General features: G+C 68.0%; 20 protein-coding genes. 2 read left to right on the plus strand and 18 right to left on the minus strand.

Features of this window, described 5'->3' with window-relative positions; all coding sequences use genetic code 11:
• Positions 1-18: 18 nt before the first annotated feature.
• The 14 genes from OG219_RS23985 to OG219_RS24050 all read right to left on the minus strand — a co-directional run bounded on the left by OG219_RS23985 (position 19) and on the right by OG219_RS24050 (position 7,175).
• The gene (locus OG219_RS23985; protein ID WP_266829664.1) at positions 19-1,176 is read right to left on the minus strand and encodes a site-specific integrase; all 1,158 of its coding nucleotides are present in this window, start codon (positions 1,174-1,176) and stop codon (positions 19-21) included.
• Positions 1,176-1,364: a helix-turn-helix domain-containing protein gene (locus OG219_RS23990; protein WP_266829666.1), complete on the minus strand. Its 189-nt coding sequence runs from the start codon at positions 1,362-1,364 to the stop codon at positions 1,176-1,178. The genes OG219_RS23985 and OG219_RS23990 overlap by 1 nt, the downstream gene beginning before the upstream one ends.
• On the minus strand, positions 1,361-2,782 hold the full coding sequence (repSA, locus tag OG219_RS23995; RefSeq protein ID WP_266829668.1) for a replication initiator protein RepSA: 1,422 nt from the start codon (positions 2,780-2,782) through the stop codon (positions 1,361-1,363). Before repSA ends, OG219_RS23990 begins: the two co-directional genes overlap by 4 nt.
• Positions 2,779-3,081: a hypothetical protein gene (locus OG219_RS24000; protein ID WP_266829670.1), complete on the minus strand. Its 303-nt coding sequence runs from the start codon at positions 3,079-3,081 to the stop codon at positions 2,779-2,781. The genes repSA and OG219_RS24000 overlap by 4 nt, the downstream gene beginning before the upstream one ends.
• Complete coding sequence (locus tag OG219_RS24005; RefSeq protein WP_266829672.1) at positions 3,078-3,296, minus strand: hypothetical protein; 219 nt, start codon at positions 3,294-3,296, stop codon at positions 3,078-3,080. The genes OG219_RS24000 and OG219_RS24005 overlap by 4 nt, the downstream gene beginning before the upstream one ends.
• 5 nt (positions 3,297-3,301) lie before the next feature.
• Positions 3,302-3,484: a hypothetical protein gene (locus OG219_RS24010; protein ID WP_266829674.1), complete on the minus strand. Its 183-nt coding sequence runs from the start codon at positions 3,482-3,484 to the stop codon at positions 3,302-3,304.
• 94 nt (positions 3,485-3,578) lie between these two features.
• Positions 3,579-3,884, minus strand: coding sequence for a hypothetical protein (locus OG219_RS24015; RefSeq protein WP_266829676.1), 306 nt, complete (start codon positions 3,882-3,884; stop codon positions 3,579-3,581).
• A gap of 24 nt (positions 3,885-3,908) precedes the next feature.
• Complete coding sequence (locus OG219_RS24020; RefSeq protein WP_266829678.1) at positions 3,909-4,064, minus strand: hypothetical protein; 156 nt, start codon at positions 4,062-4,064, stop codon at positions 3,909-3,911.
• A 10-nt stretch (positions 4,065-4,074) separates the two neighbouring features.
• Positions 4,075-4,263 (minus strand): mobile element transfer protein, encoded by a 189-nt coding sequence (locus tag OG219_RS24025; RefSeq protein ID WP_266829680.1) that lies wholly within the window; start codon positions 4,261-4,263, stop codon positions 4,075-4,077.
• A gap of 15 nt (positions 4,264-4,278) precedes the next feature.
• Entirely contained in the window at positions 4,279-4,941 is a 663-nt protein-coding gene (locus OG219_RS24030; RefSeq protein ID WP_266829682.1) for a DUF2637 domain-containing protein, read from the minus strand.
• Between the two features lie 74 nt (positions 4,942-5,015).
• On the minus strand, positions 5,016-5,198 hold the full coding sequence (locus OG219_RS24035; RefSeq protein ID WP_266829684.1) for a hypothetical protein: 183 nt from the start codon (positions 5,196-5,198) through the stop codon (positions 5,016-5,018).
• Positions 5,199-5,203: 5 nt separating this feature from the next.
• Positions 5,204-5,422, minus strand: a complete 219-nt coding sequence (locus OG219_RS24040) for a hypothetical protein (RefSeq protein ID WP_266829686.1) — start codon at positions 5,420-5,422, stop codon at positions 5,204-5,206.
• Positions 5,423-5,501: 79 nt separating this feature from the next.
• The gene (locus OG219_RS24045) at positions 5,502-6,842 is read right to left on the minus strand and encodes an FtsK/SpoIIIE domain-containing protein (RefSeq protein ID WP_266829688.1); all 1,341 of its coding nucleotides are present in this window, start codon (positions 6,840-6,842) and stop codon (positions 5,502-5,504) included.
• A gap of 3 nt (positions 6,843-6,845) precedes the next feature.
• The gene (locus OG219_RS24050; protein WP_266829690.1) at positions 6,846-7,175 is read right to left on the minus strand and encodes a hypothetical protein; all 330 of its coding nucleotides are present in this window, start codon (positions 7,173-7,175) and stop codon (positions 6,846-6,848) included.
• A gap of 158 nt (positions 7,176-7,333) precedes the next feature.
• Between OG219_RS24050 and OG219_RS24055 the strand changes: the two genes are divergently transcribed.
• Together OG219_RS24055 and OG219_RS24060 are read left to right on the plus strand one after the other, a co-directional pair.
• Positions 7,334-8,128, plus strand: coding sequence for a GntR family transcriptional regulator (locus tag OG219_RS24055; protein WP_266829692.1), 795 nt, complete (start codon positions 7,334-7,336; stop codon positions 8,126-8,128).
• Positions 8,125-8,790, plus strand: a complete 666-nt coding sequence (locus tag OG219_RS24060; RefSeq protein ID WP_266829694.1) for a YdcF family protein — start codon at positions 8,125-8,127, stop codon at positions 8,788-8,790. Before OG219_RS24055 ends, OG219_RS24060 begins: the two co-directional genes overlap by 4 nt.
• 2,560 nt (positions 8,791-11,350) lie before the next feature.
• On the opposite strand, the gene OG219_RS24065 is transcribed toward OG219_RS24060, so the two are convergent.
• The 4 genes from OG219_RS24065 to OG219_RS24075 form a co-directional block, all read right to left on the minus strand.
• The gene (locus OG219_RS24065) at positions 11,351-11,734 is read right to left on the minus strand and encodes a hypothetical protein (RefSeq protein WP_266829696.1); all 384 of its coding nucleotides are present in this window, start codon (positions 11,732-11,734) and stop codon (positions 11,351-11,353) included.
• 145 nt (positions 11,735-11,879) lie between these two features.
• A complete protein-coding gene (locus OG219_RS48270) occupies positions 11,880-12,641 on the minus strand; it encodes a WhiB family transcriptional regulator (protein WP_353962407.1) in 762 nt (253 codons plus the stop codon).
• A complete protein-coding gene (locus tag OG219_RS24070) occupies positions 12,638-13,450 on the minus strand; it encodes a BN159_2729 family protein (protein WP_266829698.1) in 813 nt (270 codons plus the stop codon). Before OG219_RS24070 ends, OG219_RS48270 begins: the two co-directional genes overlap by 4 nt.
• Positions 13,447-14,040 (minus strand): RNA polymerase sigma factor, encoded by a 594-nt coding sequence (locus OG219_RS24075; RefSeq protein WP_266829700.1) that lies wholly within the window; start codon positions 14,038-14,040, stop codon positions 13,447-13,449. The genes OG219_RS24070 and OG219_RS24075 overlap by 4 nt, the downstream gene beginning before the upstream one ends.
• Positions 14,041-14,171: the final 131 nt, after the last annotated feature.

Below are 14,171 nucleotides of genomic sequence, written 5' to 3' on the forward strand. Positions count from 1 at the left end.
TGACATCTACGGCTGACATCAGCCGATGAGTGGATCTTCCAGAAGCTCGGCGAGCAAGTCCACGGCTTCCCGCTCACCATCGCCCACCACGTGCGTGTAGACGTCCATGGTCATGCTGATCTGACTGTGCCGAAGGATCGCCTGAGCGACCTTGGGATGCACCTTCAGGAAGGCGAGCAGGGTGCCGCAGGTGTGCCGCGCGAGCCGGACCGTGATGCGGCGGACGCCTGCCCGCTTCACGAGGGCGTTGAAGGTCCGGGAGAAGCCCACAGGGTCCGTCAGTCCACCGCGCACCGAGGAGAAGATCACGTCACGGTCCGGTCCTTGTGACCAGGAATCACCGGCGATCTTCCGTTCCAGCTCTTGCAGCGCACGGCGTTCCTCCAGGGCACGAGCGCAGAACTCCGGCAGGGGCAGCACGGCGTGTGAGGACTCGGTCTTGAGGTCCTTGAGGACCAGGCCCTTCCCCTTCTCCCGCTGCACCTGCTTGGTCGGCATGAACTGGCCGTTCTCGAAGTCGATGTCCTGCCAGCGCAGGCCGAGTACCTCACTGCGGCGAAGCCCGAGGACGAGCACCAGGACGCAGGCCGCGTAGAAGCGGTGGGCGCGTGCCGTCCGCAGGAAGGCGACCGCTTCCCGGGCGTTCCACGCCTTGCCCTTGTCCTTGCTGACCTTGGGCATGTCGACCAGAAGTGCGACGTTGCGCGTCAGCAGCTCTTCGCGAATTGCGCGGTTGAGCGCGTTCCGGAGGGTCCGCAGCACTTCGAAGCGGGTCGCCGCGCCGACCTTCTCGCGCCTCAGTGCGGCCATGAACGTACGGATCTGCGCAGGCGTGAGCTTGACCATCGACTTCTTACCGAGGTGCGGCCTCAGGTAGAGCCGGACCTTGGACTCGTACTTGGCGTACGTGTTGTGCTCGCACTCCGGCTCGATGATGTGCTCCAGCCAGTAGGCCAGCCACTCGCCGAGCGACCATGAGCGAGACGGCACGGGGATGCCGCTCCGCTCCTGGTCTTGGAGCTTGCCGAGCTTCTCGGAGGCTTCGTCCCACGTGGCCCCATAGACGTACTTCCGGACGCGGTTGCCGTCCGTGTCGGTGACGTACGCGGCTCCCTGGTACCGGCCATCAGCACGCTTGGTGATCGTTCCCCCGCCGTTGGGGCGACGCTTGGCCATCAGGCAGCCTCCCCAAGCCGGCTACGGACGAAGTCCTGTACGGCCTCAGCGGGGATACGGCGGCAGCCGTCGACCTTGATGGAGACCAGCCGGTGCGTGCGGATCAGGTCGTAGACCTTGGTCCTGCCGACCTTGAGCGTCACCATGACCTCCTTCACGGTCAGCAGCACGGGCGTGGCGGTGGTCATAGGTCGGCTCCTTCCAGGTCGAGTTGGCCGGGCAGTTCGTCGCGTGCGGTCTCGCGGTTGAGTTGGATGTCCCGTCGGATGTTGGCTGCGAGCCAGGATTCGCCGGGGGTGTGGCCGTGGCCGGCGTAGGTCCAGTGGGCGAGGGTGAGCGTGGTTGCCTCCGGGTTGTCGTCGGGGTCGGGTAAGCCGAGCGCGGCGCGTTGCTGGGCTGCTCTGTAGTCGGCGCGGACCTGTCGGAGTGCGCCGAGGGTGGTGGAGTAGCGGCGGGACTTGGTGGAGAAGTGGCCGCGGAAGCCGAGCATGTGAGCCCAGTCCCGCAGCTTCCGGTCCGGGTAGTCGGCGTGCAGGTCGAGACAGGCTTCGATCAGCCGGCGGGGGTGGTCGGGCACGTCGAGCAGCACGAGGGCTTCCTTGTTGCCGATCCGGCGGTCCACGGCGCCCGTTGCCTCGGCGGCTTTGGTGGCGTACTTGGCGACGTACGAGGCGACGGCCTGCTCGGTGACCTCTTCACCGTCGCCGAAGGCCTTGATGCGCTGGACATCGAGCTGCGTGCCCCAGCGCAGGGTCCGAGCCGGCTGGTCACCCGCGGGAGGCACGTCGACCACGACGCGGGCGGCGGCTGCGTGGATGGCGTCGGTGAGCAGGTCGAGGGTGGCCCAGTGCGGGGGCAGGGTGTCGGGCCCGTCCGGTCCGTCGAAGCGGATCACGGCGTGGAAGTGGACGGCTCCGCGCTTCTGGTACTCGGCGACCTTGCCGAAGGACAGGCGGGACTGTTCGCGGGCGGCTTTCTGCGTGAGGCCGGCTCGCTTGGCGATCTCGCGGCGGAGGTAGATCGTGAAGTAGCGCCACAGGCCGGAGGCGTGGTTGTTCCACAGCACGGCGCCGGCGTAGTCGTAGGCCGCCGGGTCGAGCGGGGTGCCGAGCGCCGGATCGTCGGACTCATGGCGGACACCGCACCGACAGTGTCCGTTTCTTCCTTGGTTTAGCTTGTTAATGCTTTTGCCCCGATTGTGGACGGGGCCGAAGGAGGGGGCGGTGAGGGTGGCGAAGACGCGGGGGTGGTCGCGCACGGTGTGCGGGGTGCCCTTGGCCGGGTCTCCGGTGAGGCCGGCGCGGATCAGGTGGTACGTATCGCCGGCATAGGTCCAGGCGCACGCGGGGCAGCGGGAGGCACGCCGGTTGCCGCAGGCGATGCGGAGCATGCCGCCCGGCTCGTGCTCGGTCGTGTAGGCGTGCAGAACGGTCTTGGTCGTCGGGTCGATGGTCTTGGTTCCGCCGACGAGGCGGATCGGGTCGGAGCATCCTCCGGTGCGGCGGATCTGTTCGTTCCAGCGGTCGAAGTCATCGGCACCGGCCACCCTCAACACATCGGTGAGGGTGGCCGGGTCGAGACCCGCCAGGGTGGCGGTGTCGGTCACGCGGCCACCTCCAGCCGGGAGGCGAGCAGGGCGCGGCCCAGGTGTTCGGTGTAGGCCGGGGGGATGCACTCGCGGATGCCGTCCCGGTTCATCCAGGGCACGCCCATGACCTGGCGGGCGTGGTCGACGCCGGAGAAGTTGCCGATGAACTGGCCGTAGTGGCCGGGCGGGACGGGGCGGTAGGGGTAGCGGGGCTGCGGGGCCAGGTCGACACCGGTCACGTCGAACCCGGCGTCGGCGTAGCCCTTGGAGGCACCGCCCTGGCAGCAGAACAGGTCGAGGACCCGCGGGGTGTTCACCGTCGGCCCTCGTTCCGGCGGTGGGCGGGGCCCTGGTTGCCGGTGTAGTCGTCGACCAGGGCCTTGACGTCGTTGTCGCCGTTGGCGTGGTCCTCCGCGCCGCAGCCGCCGCACCGGTAGTCGCCCTGGGAGCGGCTGTACTGGGTTCCGCCTTTGACGCGCAGGCCGGGGCTGTCCTCGGTCGGCATGAGATCGGCGGGGAGTTTGCGGAACATGCCCGTCACCTCCCGGCCTGGACGAGGGCGCGCGCGGGCGCGGTGTGGCCGGTGCCCTTGCAGGTCCGGCAGGTGATGCGGAGGGTGGTGCGGGAGCCGTCGCGGTCGCGGGTTCCGGTGGTGATGGCGGCGACGGGGAAGCCGTCGCAGTCGCGGCAGAGGGGCGTGTTCTGGGCGTGCTGGGGCATGATGGGGCTTCCCTTTCGGGTCCGTTGGATCTGGAAGGTGGGAAGGCGCCCGGGGCGGACGAAACTTGGCGGTAGAAGCCGTCCCGGGGGCCGGTTACTTGTGCGACTTGGGCACTTTCACGGCGAGGGTGATGAGTCCTCCGCCGCCGATCAGGGTGGGGATCGCGGCCTTGACCGCTACGGCCGTCGTGGCGGCCACTTCGATCAGCGAGAGCACGGCGATGGTGGTGATGTAGACGACCCCGCAGAGGCCGACCGTGGCGGCGAGGATCACGACCACCGGTCCGGCCCAGGAGCGGGGCGTGGTGTGGACGATGACGACCGTGCGCGGGTCGCTGCCCGGGGGGAGCAGGTCGGCCGGGATGTGGCCGGCGCGGAGCTGGTCTTCGGGGCGGATCACGGTGGTTCTCCCTTCGGGTCGGGGTTACTTGACGGCCGTGCCGACGACGGGGCCGAGGGGACTGCCGGCGAGGAGGTAGCCGTCGAGCAGGAGCACGGCCACCAGCCACCAGGGCGGGCGGATGAGCTTGATGCCGAGGTAGCCGACGGCCACCAGGGCGAGCCAGAGCGGAACGTCCATCGCAGGTCTCCTAGGCCTTGCAGCGGTGGGTGCGGGCGGCGAGTTCGGCGCCGGACCGGTCGTGGTAGTCGCCGGAGAAGCCGCAGCCGGGGGCGGAGCAGGCCGCCGTGTGCCTGTCCTTGCCGCGTCCGTCGAAGTAGGTCGCGACCTGGACGGGGCCGATGCGGATCACGTCGCGGAAGCGTCGGTAGGCGGTCACATCTGTCCTTTCTCGTCAGGTGAGTTGGAGTTCGGTGACGATCGCGTCGGACATCGGGCCGGGCAGTCCGAGGCGGGCGGAGAGAGCGTCCGCGCCCATCGCCGTTCCGGTCGTGGCGCGGTGCGTTTCGGTGATCTGTCGGGCGTGGTCCAGGAGCGCGGCCGGCACCTTGACCGCGGGTGCGGCGGGTTCGGGCAGCGCGGCCGGCAACTCCGGGGCCGCGGGCGGGGCGGGGATGTCGCGGCGCATGTCGACCTCGGTCACGGCCACGTCGTCCACAGCCTGTGCAGGAGCCGGGGCGGGGGCCGGGTCGTCGGTGGGTGAGTGGACGAGGAGGGTGCCGCCGAGGAACGCGAGCGCGGGCCAGCCGGCGACGAGGATGCACAGCCAGTCCGGCACGTGCTCCAGGTCGAGGAGTCCGGCGGTCGCGATGTTCGCGCCGAGCGAGGCGACCAGGGCGATCACGAACCAGGTCCAGGCCGCTCCGTCCTTGCGAGCCGTCCGCAGTCGGCGCCACGCGGCGACCAGCAGCAGATCGACACTGACCGGGTAGGCCCAGGCCTTCCATCCGGTCTGTCCGGCGGCTTCGGCCAGATCATGCAGGTGGGCGAAGGACAGCGCACCGGCAATCACGGCCTGGACGAGCACGGCATCAACGCGGACCGGGGAGCGGGACATGTCTTCACCTCCTTCAGGGAGTTGGGCCAGGAGCGGGCGGGGAGCGGTGTCCAGCCGCCCGGCCCCGGCATGGATCACTCGGGGGCTTCGCCGGTGCCGAAGCAGGCGAGGCAGATGCCGGCCTGTTGGCCGACGGAGCGCCGCTTACGCCCGACACGGACCGTTTGGGCAACCTCTCCGGTGCCCTTGCACGGCTCGCACTTCGCGGGCACTGGGGCAGCGGTCTTGCGGGGCGTGGTGGTCTTGCGTGTGGCCATGGCGATCAGTCCGCCAGCCGGGGGTAGGTGTGACCGAGCGGCGGGTAGACGCCGGCCGCGCGGTAGTCGAATTCGGCCTGGAGAGCGCTGCTGACGACCGTGATGAAGTCATCGCGTTCCGGGCGGAAGTGCAGGTGGTTGAGCAAGGTCTCGTACAGGTCGCCGAGCCTGTTTTCGTCTTCCTGCTCCAGCGGGTTCTTCTCGTACCAGCGCATGGGGTCCATCGGTGTCCTCCCTGTTTCGGCATGGGCGGGGTAGGGACCTGGCGCGAGGCGGTCGCGCCGACCGGGGTGGAACGGGCTGCTACTTGATGACCGGCAGCGGGATAGCCACCGGAGCAAACCCGGGAATGGCGCCGTAGCGGATGGGAGGCCGGAACGGATCGAGCGCGGGCAGTTCGGGCACCAGGTGGGCGAACTCCCAGCAGACCGCCGTGACTTCCGCGGACGTGGTGAGTGGCGTACGGATGCGGGACCAGCCACCGGAGGAGTCCGCGGCGACCGCCAGTCCGGGCTTGTCCGGCGGGATCGTGGTGACCATCGGGATCGCATCCGGGGCGACGTCTCCGAGGCCCATTTCGGCGGTCTGCTTGTCGTTGACTCGGTGCACCACACGACCGGTGAGCTGGGCGCGGAGCATGGTGGCGCCCTTGCCGAGTTCGGAGCCGAAGCGCTGCCCGCAGATCTCCAGATAGATGCCGACCGCGCGGGCCATCTGCGCCAGCCGGATCAGCGCCGTCACCAGCCGTTCGCGGCGCTCCTCATCCTTCTTCGAGGAGATCAGGAAGAGTTCGGCGATCTCATCCACGAGGACCACGATGGGCACCGGACGCACCTGCTCCGGCAGGTCCGCGAAGTCCGAGACCCCGTAGGCGTTGAGGAGATCGAAGCGGGACTCCATCTCCGCGACCAGGACATCGAGCAGGGAGGCGGCATCGCCCGGAGTTGTGGCGAGCGCCGAGAGACGCGGGGCGTAGGCACTCTGCTCGACACCGCGCTTGCAGTCGATCCCGACCAGCGCCACCGGCAGTCGGGCAAGGCCCTTGATCAGGTTGCGCTGGAACATGGACTTGCCGGACTGGTTGGCGCCCAGCGTCAGCGCCATCGGCACCTGGCGGTAGTCGCGGACGAAGGCGGTACCGTCCTCCCGCAGCGCCACCGGAACGACCAGGTCATGGGGCACTGCCTTGCTCGGCATCCGCACCCGGCGCAGGACGTCGTAGCCGGTCATCCGCAGTTCCACGAACCCCGGCTTCGTCTCCGCCACGGTGACCGAGTGGACACCCCAGGCGTGACGCAACCGCTCCGAGGAAGCGACGATGTCCGCCGGTTCCAGGCCGGCGGGGAGTCGCAGGGTGACCCGCAGGCCGGTGGACGTTCCGCGGACCCGGCGGATCCTCGGGGGCACCGGCTGCACCTCGCGCCGGGCGACACTGCGGACCATGAACGCCCGCAGACCGGACGGCTGCACCGTCAGCCCGCACACATCCATCGTTGAGCGGTAGGTCCAGGTGAACCGGCCCCAGGTCACCGGCAGACCGACCAGCGACCAGTACACGCGAGGAGCGCGCGCCTTCGCATAGCCCAGGCCGCCGGCACCCGCTAAAGCGCCCGTCGCCTCCAGCCACAGGGACAGATCAGCCATGACTCAGGCCCCTGCCGTCACGGCGACCGCGCGGAACGAGATCCCGTGCCGCTTCTGCCCGTTGAACTCGTTCTCCCAGTCACGGGCCTTGAGGCCGATCACCCGCACCGGCATGCCGGGCGCGAGGTTCTCGGGGAGACCGGTCTCCGGGACGGTCACCTGGTAGAGGTTCCCCTCCCCCTCATCCGAGATGAGCAGGCCCACCGTGGACAGACCCGCGTTCGTCTCCCGGTCCACGGCCCGCTCACCGGTCTGCTTGTTGACCAGCTTCGGCACGGGCGCGGTCGCCACGAACACCACAGCGGTCGAAACGTCGATCTTGAAGGACGGCATCAGTACCCCTTGTTTGACGATGGGCAGCCCAAAGAAGGGCCTCCGGAGCCCGCTGTCCTAGGACTGCGAGCAACTAAGGACGATAGTGCCTGGCAGTCCTGGGACTGTCAACAGTCCTAGGACTATGTTTGACTAGACCCTGTCGAGAGGGGTTCGGGATGGCGCCGAAGTGGCGAGAGCTGGCAGACAGGCTGGCCGAGGAGATCAAGAGAGGTGACTACGAGCCAGGCCAGCAGTTGCCGCACATCAGAGAGCTTGTCGACGCTGGGGAAGGCTCAAAGTCCACGGTCCATGCCGCCTACAAAGCGCTGGAATCCGAGGGCCTGGTCACCTCGTCTCGGGGCCATGGCACCGTCGTGCGACAACAAGTGCCGCTTAAGCGACTCGGCACCGCCCGGTACGACAAGGCAAAGTGGCGGGACGGTGACGAGGTTGCATTCATCGCGGACCGCGTTGCCTCCGGGCGTGGGTACCGCCGCAACGAGCAGACCCAGACAGTCAGTCTCGTTGAAGCACCACCCGAGGTAGCAATCGCGCATGGTCTGCCGGTGGGCGCGAACGTCTACGCACGTGCGCGGCTGGTGAAGGAAGGCGAGCAGCCGACGCACACACTGACGAGCTACTACCGACCTGAGCACGTCGAGGGCACACGTCTAGTGGACCCCACACCTGGACCAGCCGGCCGAGGTGGTGGATTTCGCGTGCTGTATGACGCGGGTTACGAGATCGATCACATGAAGGAAGAACTCTTTGCCCGTGCCCCTACGCCGGACGAGGTGAAGCTTCTGCAACTGCCGCCTGGTGAACCGGTCGTCGAGCTGCATCGGACGACGTACACGAGCACCGGCATGGTTGTTGAGTTCGCCATCGGGGTGCACGCGGCATCACGCTTCGCCTGGGAATACGACTTCAAGGTGCCCGACTCGGCCAAGGACAGGGAAGACCACCAGTGATCTCGACACAGGATTGGGCAGATGCGCGGCGCGTGTGGGAGTACCACCAGATGGGTCACTCTCCCCGCGCATGCTCGGTTGCCATCGGGCTGGGCAGTCATGACCTTGGTGTGGCTGACACAGCGGTAGATCTGTACAAGCGTGGCATGGCCCCGCTGTTGCTCTTTACCGGAGCCACAAGCCCCACGACACGGGACCGAATGCCCCGCGGTGAAGCCGTCCACTACCGAGAGCGGGCGCTCGAACTCGGCGTCCCCAGTTCGGCCGTCCTTGTGGAGTCGCGAGCGCGCAACACGGGCGAGAACATCCGCTTCTCGCGGGACGTGTTGGAAGCGGCCGGCGTCGACGTGTCCTCTGTCCTGCTGATCAGCAAGCCATACGAGGAGCGGCGGGCATACGCTACGGCCCGCAAGCTGTGGCCCGAAGTGGAGATCGTCAGCGCCTCTACTCCGATGACGCTCGACGAGTACGTCGACTCCATCGGTGACGCTCGCCTGGTGGTCGACATGCTTGTGGGCGCGTTGCAACGACTGATGATCTACCCGAAGCAGGGATTCATGATCAGCCAGCCCGTTCCAGCCGATGTGGCCGAGGCGTACGAGCGGCTTCGACGAGCCGGTTTCACGAGCCGACTCCTGACAGCCAACTCACCCTCCGCTTGACCGGCGCCGGGAGTTGTTACAGGTTTCTCTACCTCATCAAGCCCCGCCCGTTGGGCGGGGAGGGGGAAGAGCGCCCTTCGGCAGCTCCAGCGTGAGCGATAAAGGCGGGAAAGCCCCAGCCGTCCCAGGACCTGACATCACGCAGCACTGTCGCGAAGAGACCCCAGTCGTCCCACGCTTCACAGGCCGGCAGGACAGGCCCGACCGCGGGCACGGTCCCCAGGGTGTGGGTGGGGGTGGGGGCTCTTGCCCTTCGGCCATCCGACGCGCTGGCCAATCGGCTTTTCCAGCCGCCGCTACGGGATCACACCCCACCGGCCCGCACTGCGGGCCGGCGCGGGCACGGGGACTCGGGGCTGCGCTCATGCCTTCGGCCCGCGCCGCCCCGGCCCCCGGCCCCGCGCCACCTGACGATGCCCCGGGGTGATTCCCGCTTCACGCTTTGGCACGCCAGGGACGATGCGTCGGACCGAGCTTGCATCCCCACCCCCACCCACGCACCAGGACCAGACCCAGACGGAGCCGTCATCGGCCACTGCGTGATCCGTAGAGGTCAGTCGCAATGCCGAAGTGAGGACATCGCGACCAGGAAGCCACCAAGGCGCACGGAAGGCCAAGGCGGTGGGGTGGGTGGATACGGGAAAGGTCAATTACATGCCTCCGGCGGGGGCGCTCAGGCTCCGAGATGGCGGGGGCACCGTTCGCGAGTGCCGGCCGCGTAGTGGCGTGTGTGGAGTGCTCCCATCCCGTCCGCCATCGACCCAGGCAGAGCCGAGCAGACGCGGCCCATGGCGTCCAGGTCGTTCGTACAGTGGCGCGCTCCACCTGGACGCCATGAACCACGCCCGCTCCACGGTGTGTGGGCCGACGGCAGACGGGATGGGAGCTGGGGTGGGTGGTGCTTGAGGCAGATGGAGCGCCGACGGGAGCGAGGTCCCGAGGCTTCCCTAGTGGTCGCGCCACTCAGGTACCCCAACGGTCAATTGCCTTCGATCTGAAGGATGCTGCGGCTATTAACTGTCCCATTCTTTTGAACCTTAGGTGAAGTGGTGCTCTGACCTTGGAAGTTGCCACATCGGGGTCGTGTGCGGCAGACTGGCGGTCACGGGCCGCGGCGGCAGTGTGTGGCCACCCGCACTACCCCTTGACTCGGTCATTGAGACTCCGACGACCTGCGAATTCAGCCAAGTTGAGGATCGAGCGCCTGAGCTTGATGAGTACTCCCACGTACCCAACGTGTACCCAACAAGTACTCACCATGTGCCCAGTGCGCACCCAACGAACTCCGGCGCCAGAGGTGAGCGATAGCCGGAACTGAGCGGCCATAGAGCGGTCAGGCGGAAGGAAGGCAGGTGCACTGCTACGGTCGCGGAACGGGTCAGAGGCCGTAGTTGGTGTTTCACGTGAAACCCCCTTCGCGCACCGACGCTCTCCGGGGAAATCTCTATGACTCGTAGCAGACAGGGCTGAGTTGCAGGATGGTGCGGGCGGCGGTGCTGCACGAAAAGGCTCTGACCTGCGGAGATTGTGAGCCGCACCTGTTGTCAAAGGTGGCCGGTAAGATAAGCGAAGCTACTTCACGGAGCTCTCACTGAACTACGCGTTTGGGGGCGCGAGTTCAAGGCCTCCGGCCCACTCGGGGTCGGTCTTGAGGGCGAAGGGAAGGGGCTAGATGAAAGAGAGCCCTAGGAAACGGCGGCGCAAGTGGACCGGTCCCGAGAGGTGGCAGGTTGGCGTCGCGGTCGCGGGACTAGTGTTCGTGATCATCGATCGCGTGGGTTGGATCCACTGACCCGCCAGGCGTCCGGTCGGAGGCGACACGTGGTGAGCTGTGAAAGCAGCGAGTCCGGTCGGTATCAGCTCGACCGGACTCGCTAAGGCAAGGGGTTTGGTCCTGGTTGGCGCCGGGGCCAAACCCCCTCTGTCTACGGTAGTTGCTAGAAAGGCCCTGTTCAGGACCCTAGCCCGAGACAATCTGTCTACTACAATACCTCCGCTTTGACCTGGCTGGCCAGCCAAGACGGCCCCCGGTGTAGCTACACACTGCTCCCGCCCTGTAGCTACAGCCGTATGGATCTCTCTCCAATTAAGTAATCATCAGCGAAGCGTCCAGCTTGCCTGGTGTCCTCTCAGAGCCTCACCTACGCCGTGCCGCAGGTGAGGCAGGGGTCGAATTTGTCAAGACCGGCACGGTGGCCTGACATCAGCGGCTGACACCAACAGGCGCGGACAGCAGCGGCCGACATCGGACCTCTGCGGACGATCGACCGAATCCCAGGACTGGTTGGTTGATGTCGACCGTCCCCTGTGATCGACCTGATAAGGATGAGGCCACAGGTTCAAATCCTGTTAGCCCCACCAGCATGAAGACCCTCAACCCATTGTGGTTGGGGGTCTTTGTCATGGTGCGGACCCTGCTCGCCGCACAACGGCCCACGGTCATTGACGAGCCCGGCGGATCAGACGATCCGCCGGGCTCGTGTGTTCCGGTCGACGTGCCTCCCGAGCCTGCCGACCGGAGAGTGGGGAGTGGGGAGTGGGGAACGCAGGCAGGGTGCTGTCAGGTGCGGCGTCGCAGCTCCTCGACGACCGTCGCCACGCCCTCTTCCAGGGCCAGTAGGCGTGTGTGTCGGCGGAGGTGCGTGTACTTCGCCTCGGTCTCACTGTCGTCTGCACGCGCGCGTGTGTTCATCGGCTCCAGGGTCTCGACGCGGTGAGTGTGGCGGAACAGGTGGATGTCCCTGGGCGCGACGAGCCAGGACATCTGTCTGCCCCCGGCCACCATGTGCAGGACGTGCCGGCCGTCCTCGCCGGTGCTGCATCCGGCGAGGACCGAGGTCGCCGGATGCAGCACCGCGAGCCAGGCGAGGAGATGCGCCCGTTCCCGCTCGAGACTCTTGCACTGCTGCTCGTAGGCGTCGGCGTGCTGCTGCCAGCGAGTCACCTCCGACACCTCCCGGCCGGGCGCCTGCGGGGGCCGGCCGGGGGCACCGGCTTGTTCCCGCGTCGAACGGCGACGGAAGGCTGTTTCGAGGAAGTTCTGGATCCGGCCTGCGGCACCGTGGCGTCGCGGGCCGGATCGCGGCCGGTCAGCCGGTTCCGGGGGCGAGGGCGTGACGGATGTGGACATGAATTGCTCCGGGTTGCGATCCAGGACGAGCCTCACCGGGACGGGGGCCGCGTTCCGCACTGTCTTCGGCGGTTCGAGTGGTGGGCCGGGTCGGATCGGGCGGGGAACGCAGGGCAAGGTCGGAAACCGCGGCGGCTGAGCTCTGCCGTTCGCCGGGCGGCGGGCGGCCGGCGGAGCGCATCGTCGACCCGGTACGCCGGTAAATGCTGGCGCCACGGGCGTTGGCAGCCCGGCAGGCGTCGTCGGGCGGCTCCCCCTTGCGTACGTGCCGCTGGTAGGCCGCGCGGGTTCCGCAAGGCGCGATTTCCTCGCGCGGGGGAGTCACCCGGGCGGGTGGAGCCGACGGCGCCTCGGCCCGTCGAGCGCGCCGCTTGTCCAGCTCGTGGCGCTGGGCGCCCGTGAGGCCCGCGGCGATCCCCGCGCGGTCGCACGCGGGGAGACCGGCCTCACGGTGCAGCACGGCCACACGGCACTCCTGAAGCACCAGGCAGGAGTTGCAGATGGCGGTGGCGGTCGCCCGCGTCCTGTCGGAGAACCACAGCTCGGGATCTGCGCTCCGGCACGCGGCACTCAGCCCCCAATCCGGTGTGCCGCCGTCCGCTTCCGCGCGAAGCGCCGCCGCCTGCTGCCACGACCCGCCGGTGGCAGGGACGACGGCTTCGGCGGGCTCCCCGGGACGCCTTCCGGCCGACGCCCGGAATCTGTCGCCGTAGGCCCTCACCGAGCCTGCTCGCTCCGTGTCGCGGTCACAGTCGTGGCGTTCTGTACGGGCGGTTCGCTCTCCGTGAGCTCACCGGCCGTTTCTGCGACAACCGCCCGTAACGGTTCCTGCAGGGGAGTCAACGGGCCCAGATGCGCTGCCACGTTGGGGAGCGAGCACCGCTCCGGACGGCCGTCCAGCGACAGCAGGGGCATGCCGTCGTGGCCGCGCCAGCCCTGGAAGTACCAGACCTGCCCGTGCGCATCGCACTGAGGAACCGTCAGGTCGTACACCCGCCCGCCGAACTCGAACGCCTGCGCCGCCTCGGGGCTCCTCGGGTTGGGCGACGGCGGTGGGAGCTCGTACGCCACTACCGATACGCGCACTCCTTCGTGGACGCATTCGCCGATCACCGCATCGGGCAGCAGCCGCTCGCCGTCGTGCGTGATGCCGAAGTGCGAGCGCCACCGCTTCCACTGGTCCCGATGGGCGACCAGGAGTACGACGCGCACCTGGTCGCCGTCCGCCTGGACGCTCTGGAAGTCCCGGTGCCGGCCGATGTGCTGCTCGATGGCCGTTGCGACGCGACGCGCATGCCGGCAGGACATGTCCCAGGTGTGCGCCTGCCGTTCCAGCTCCGTCATCTGCCGAGGTCCGCGCGACCATCCCCCGGTCGCGGTGCGGTGCAGCACGATGCCGTAGGACTTCTCCGGGTCGACAAGGAGCCGTTCGCCGTCGAGGGCGTGGGCGGCGGCCGTGATGGGATCGGTGCCACCGGCCTCCATGACCGTGCGGATCACCCGTGCGGCGTGCGGAAGGTTCCTGTTCACGCGGCGCTCGCCTCCGTGGCCGTTCGCAGCTTCTGCATCGCCCGGAAGGTCAGTCCCCTGACCGCGCCGATGCTGCGCCCCATGGTGTGCGCGGTCTCGGCGGACGACATCTCGCCGATGTAGCGCAGCTCCAGGCATTGCCGCTGCTGCGGGCTGAGCGTGTGCAGCGCGTTCCGCACCGTGGTGAGCGCCTCGACCGCCTCCAACTCGCGCAGGGCGGTGGACTCGGCGCTGCGGTCGTGTACGTCGGTGTCCTCGAGTTCGGGGACCAGTGTCTCCAGCCGGGTGCGGCTCGTCCGTACCTCGTCGAGGTGCAGGTTCCTGGCGATGGCGAGCAGCCAGGCGGTGAACTCCGCCCCCTGCCATGTGTACGAGGTGATGCGGCGCAGCGCCCGTGCGAAGACCTCCTGGGTGAGGTCCTCGGCCAGGTGCCGGTTCCGCGTCCGGAAGAGGAGGTAGCGGAACACGAAGCGCTGGTGCTGGACATACAGGGCGGCGAACGCCTCGCGGTCGCCCGCGCGGGCCTTGGCCACCAATTCGGGCTCCGCTGCTCGCGGGGTCCCGGTGTCACGTCTGATCTGTGCGGACACGAACTGTGTGCTCCTTCGTCACAGAGGCTTGTGGACTCGTCTTGAGGACGGGTGGATCGTGTGGATCGAGGTGTTCGCTCCTGGAGGCGTGGTCTTCGTCATTCATATTCAATCTTCATGTAGATGTAGAT

This window comes from Streptomyces sp. NBC_00038 (assembly GCF_026343635.1).
GTDB lineage: Bacteria > Actinomycetota > Actinomycetes > Streptomycetales > Streptomycetaceae > Streptomyces.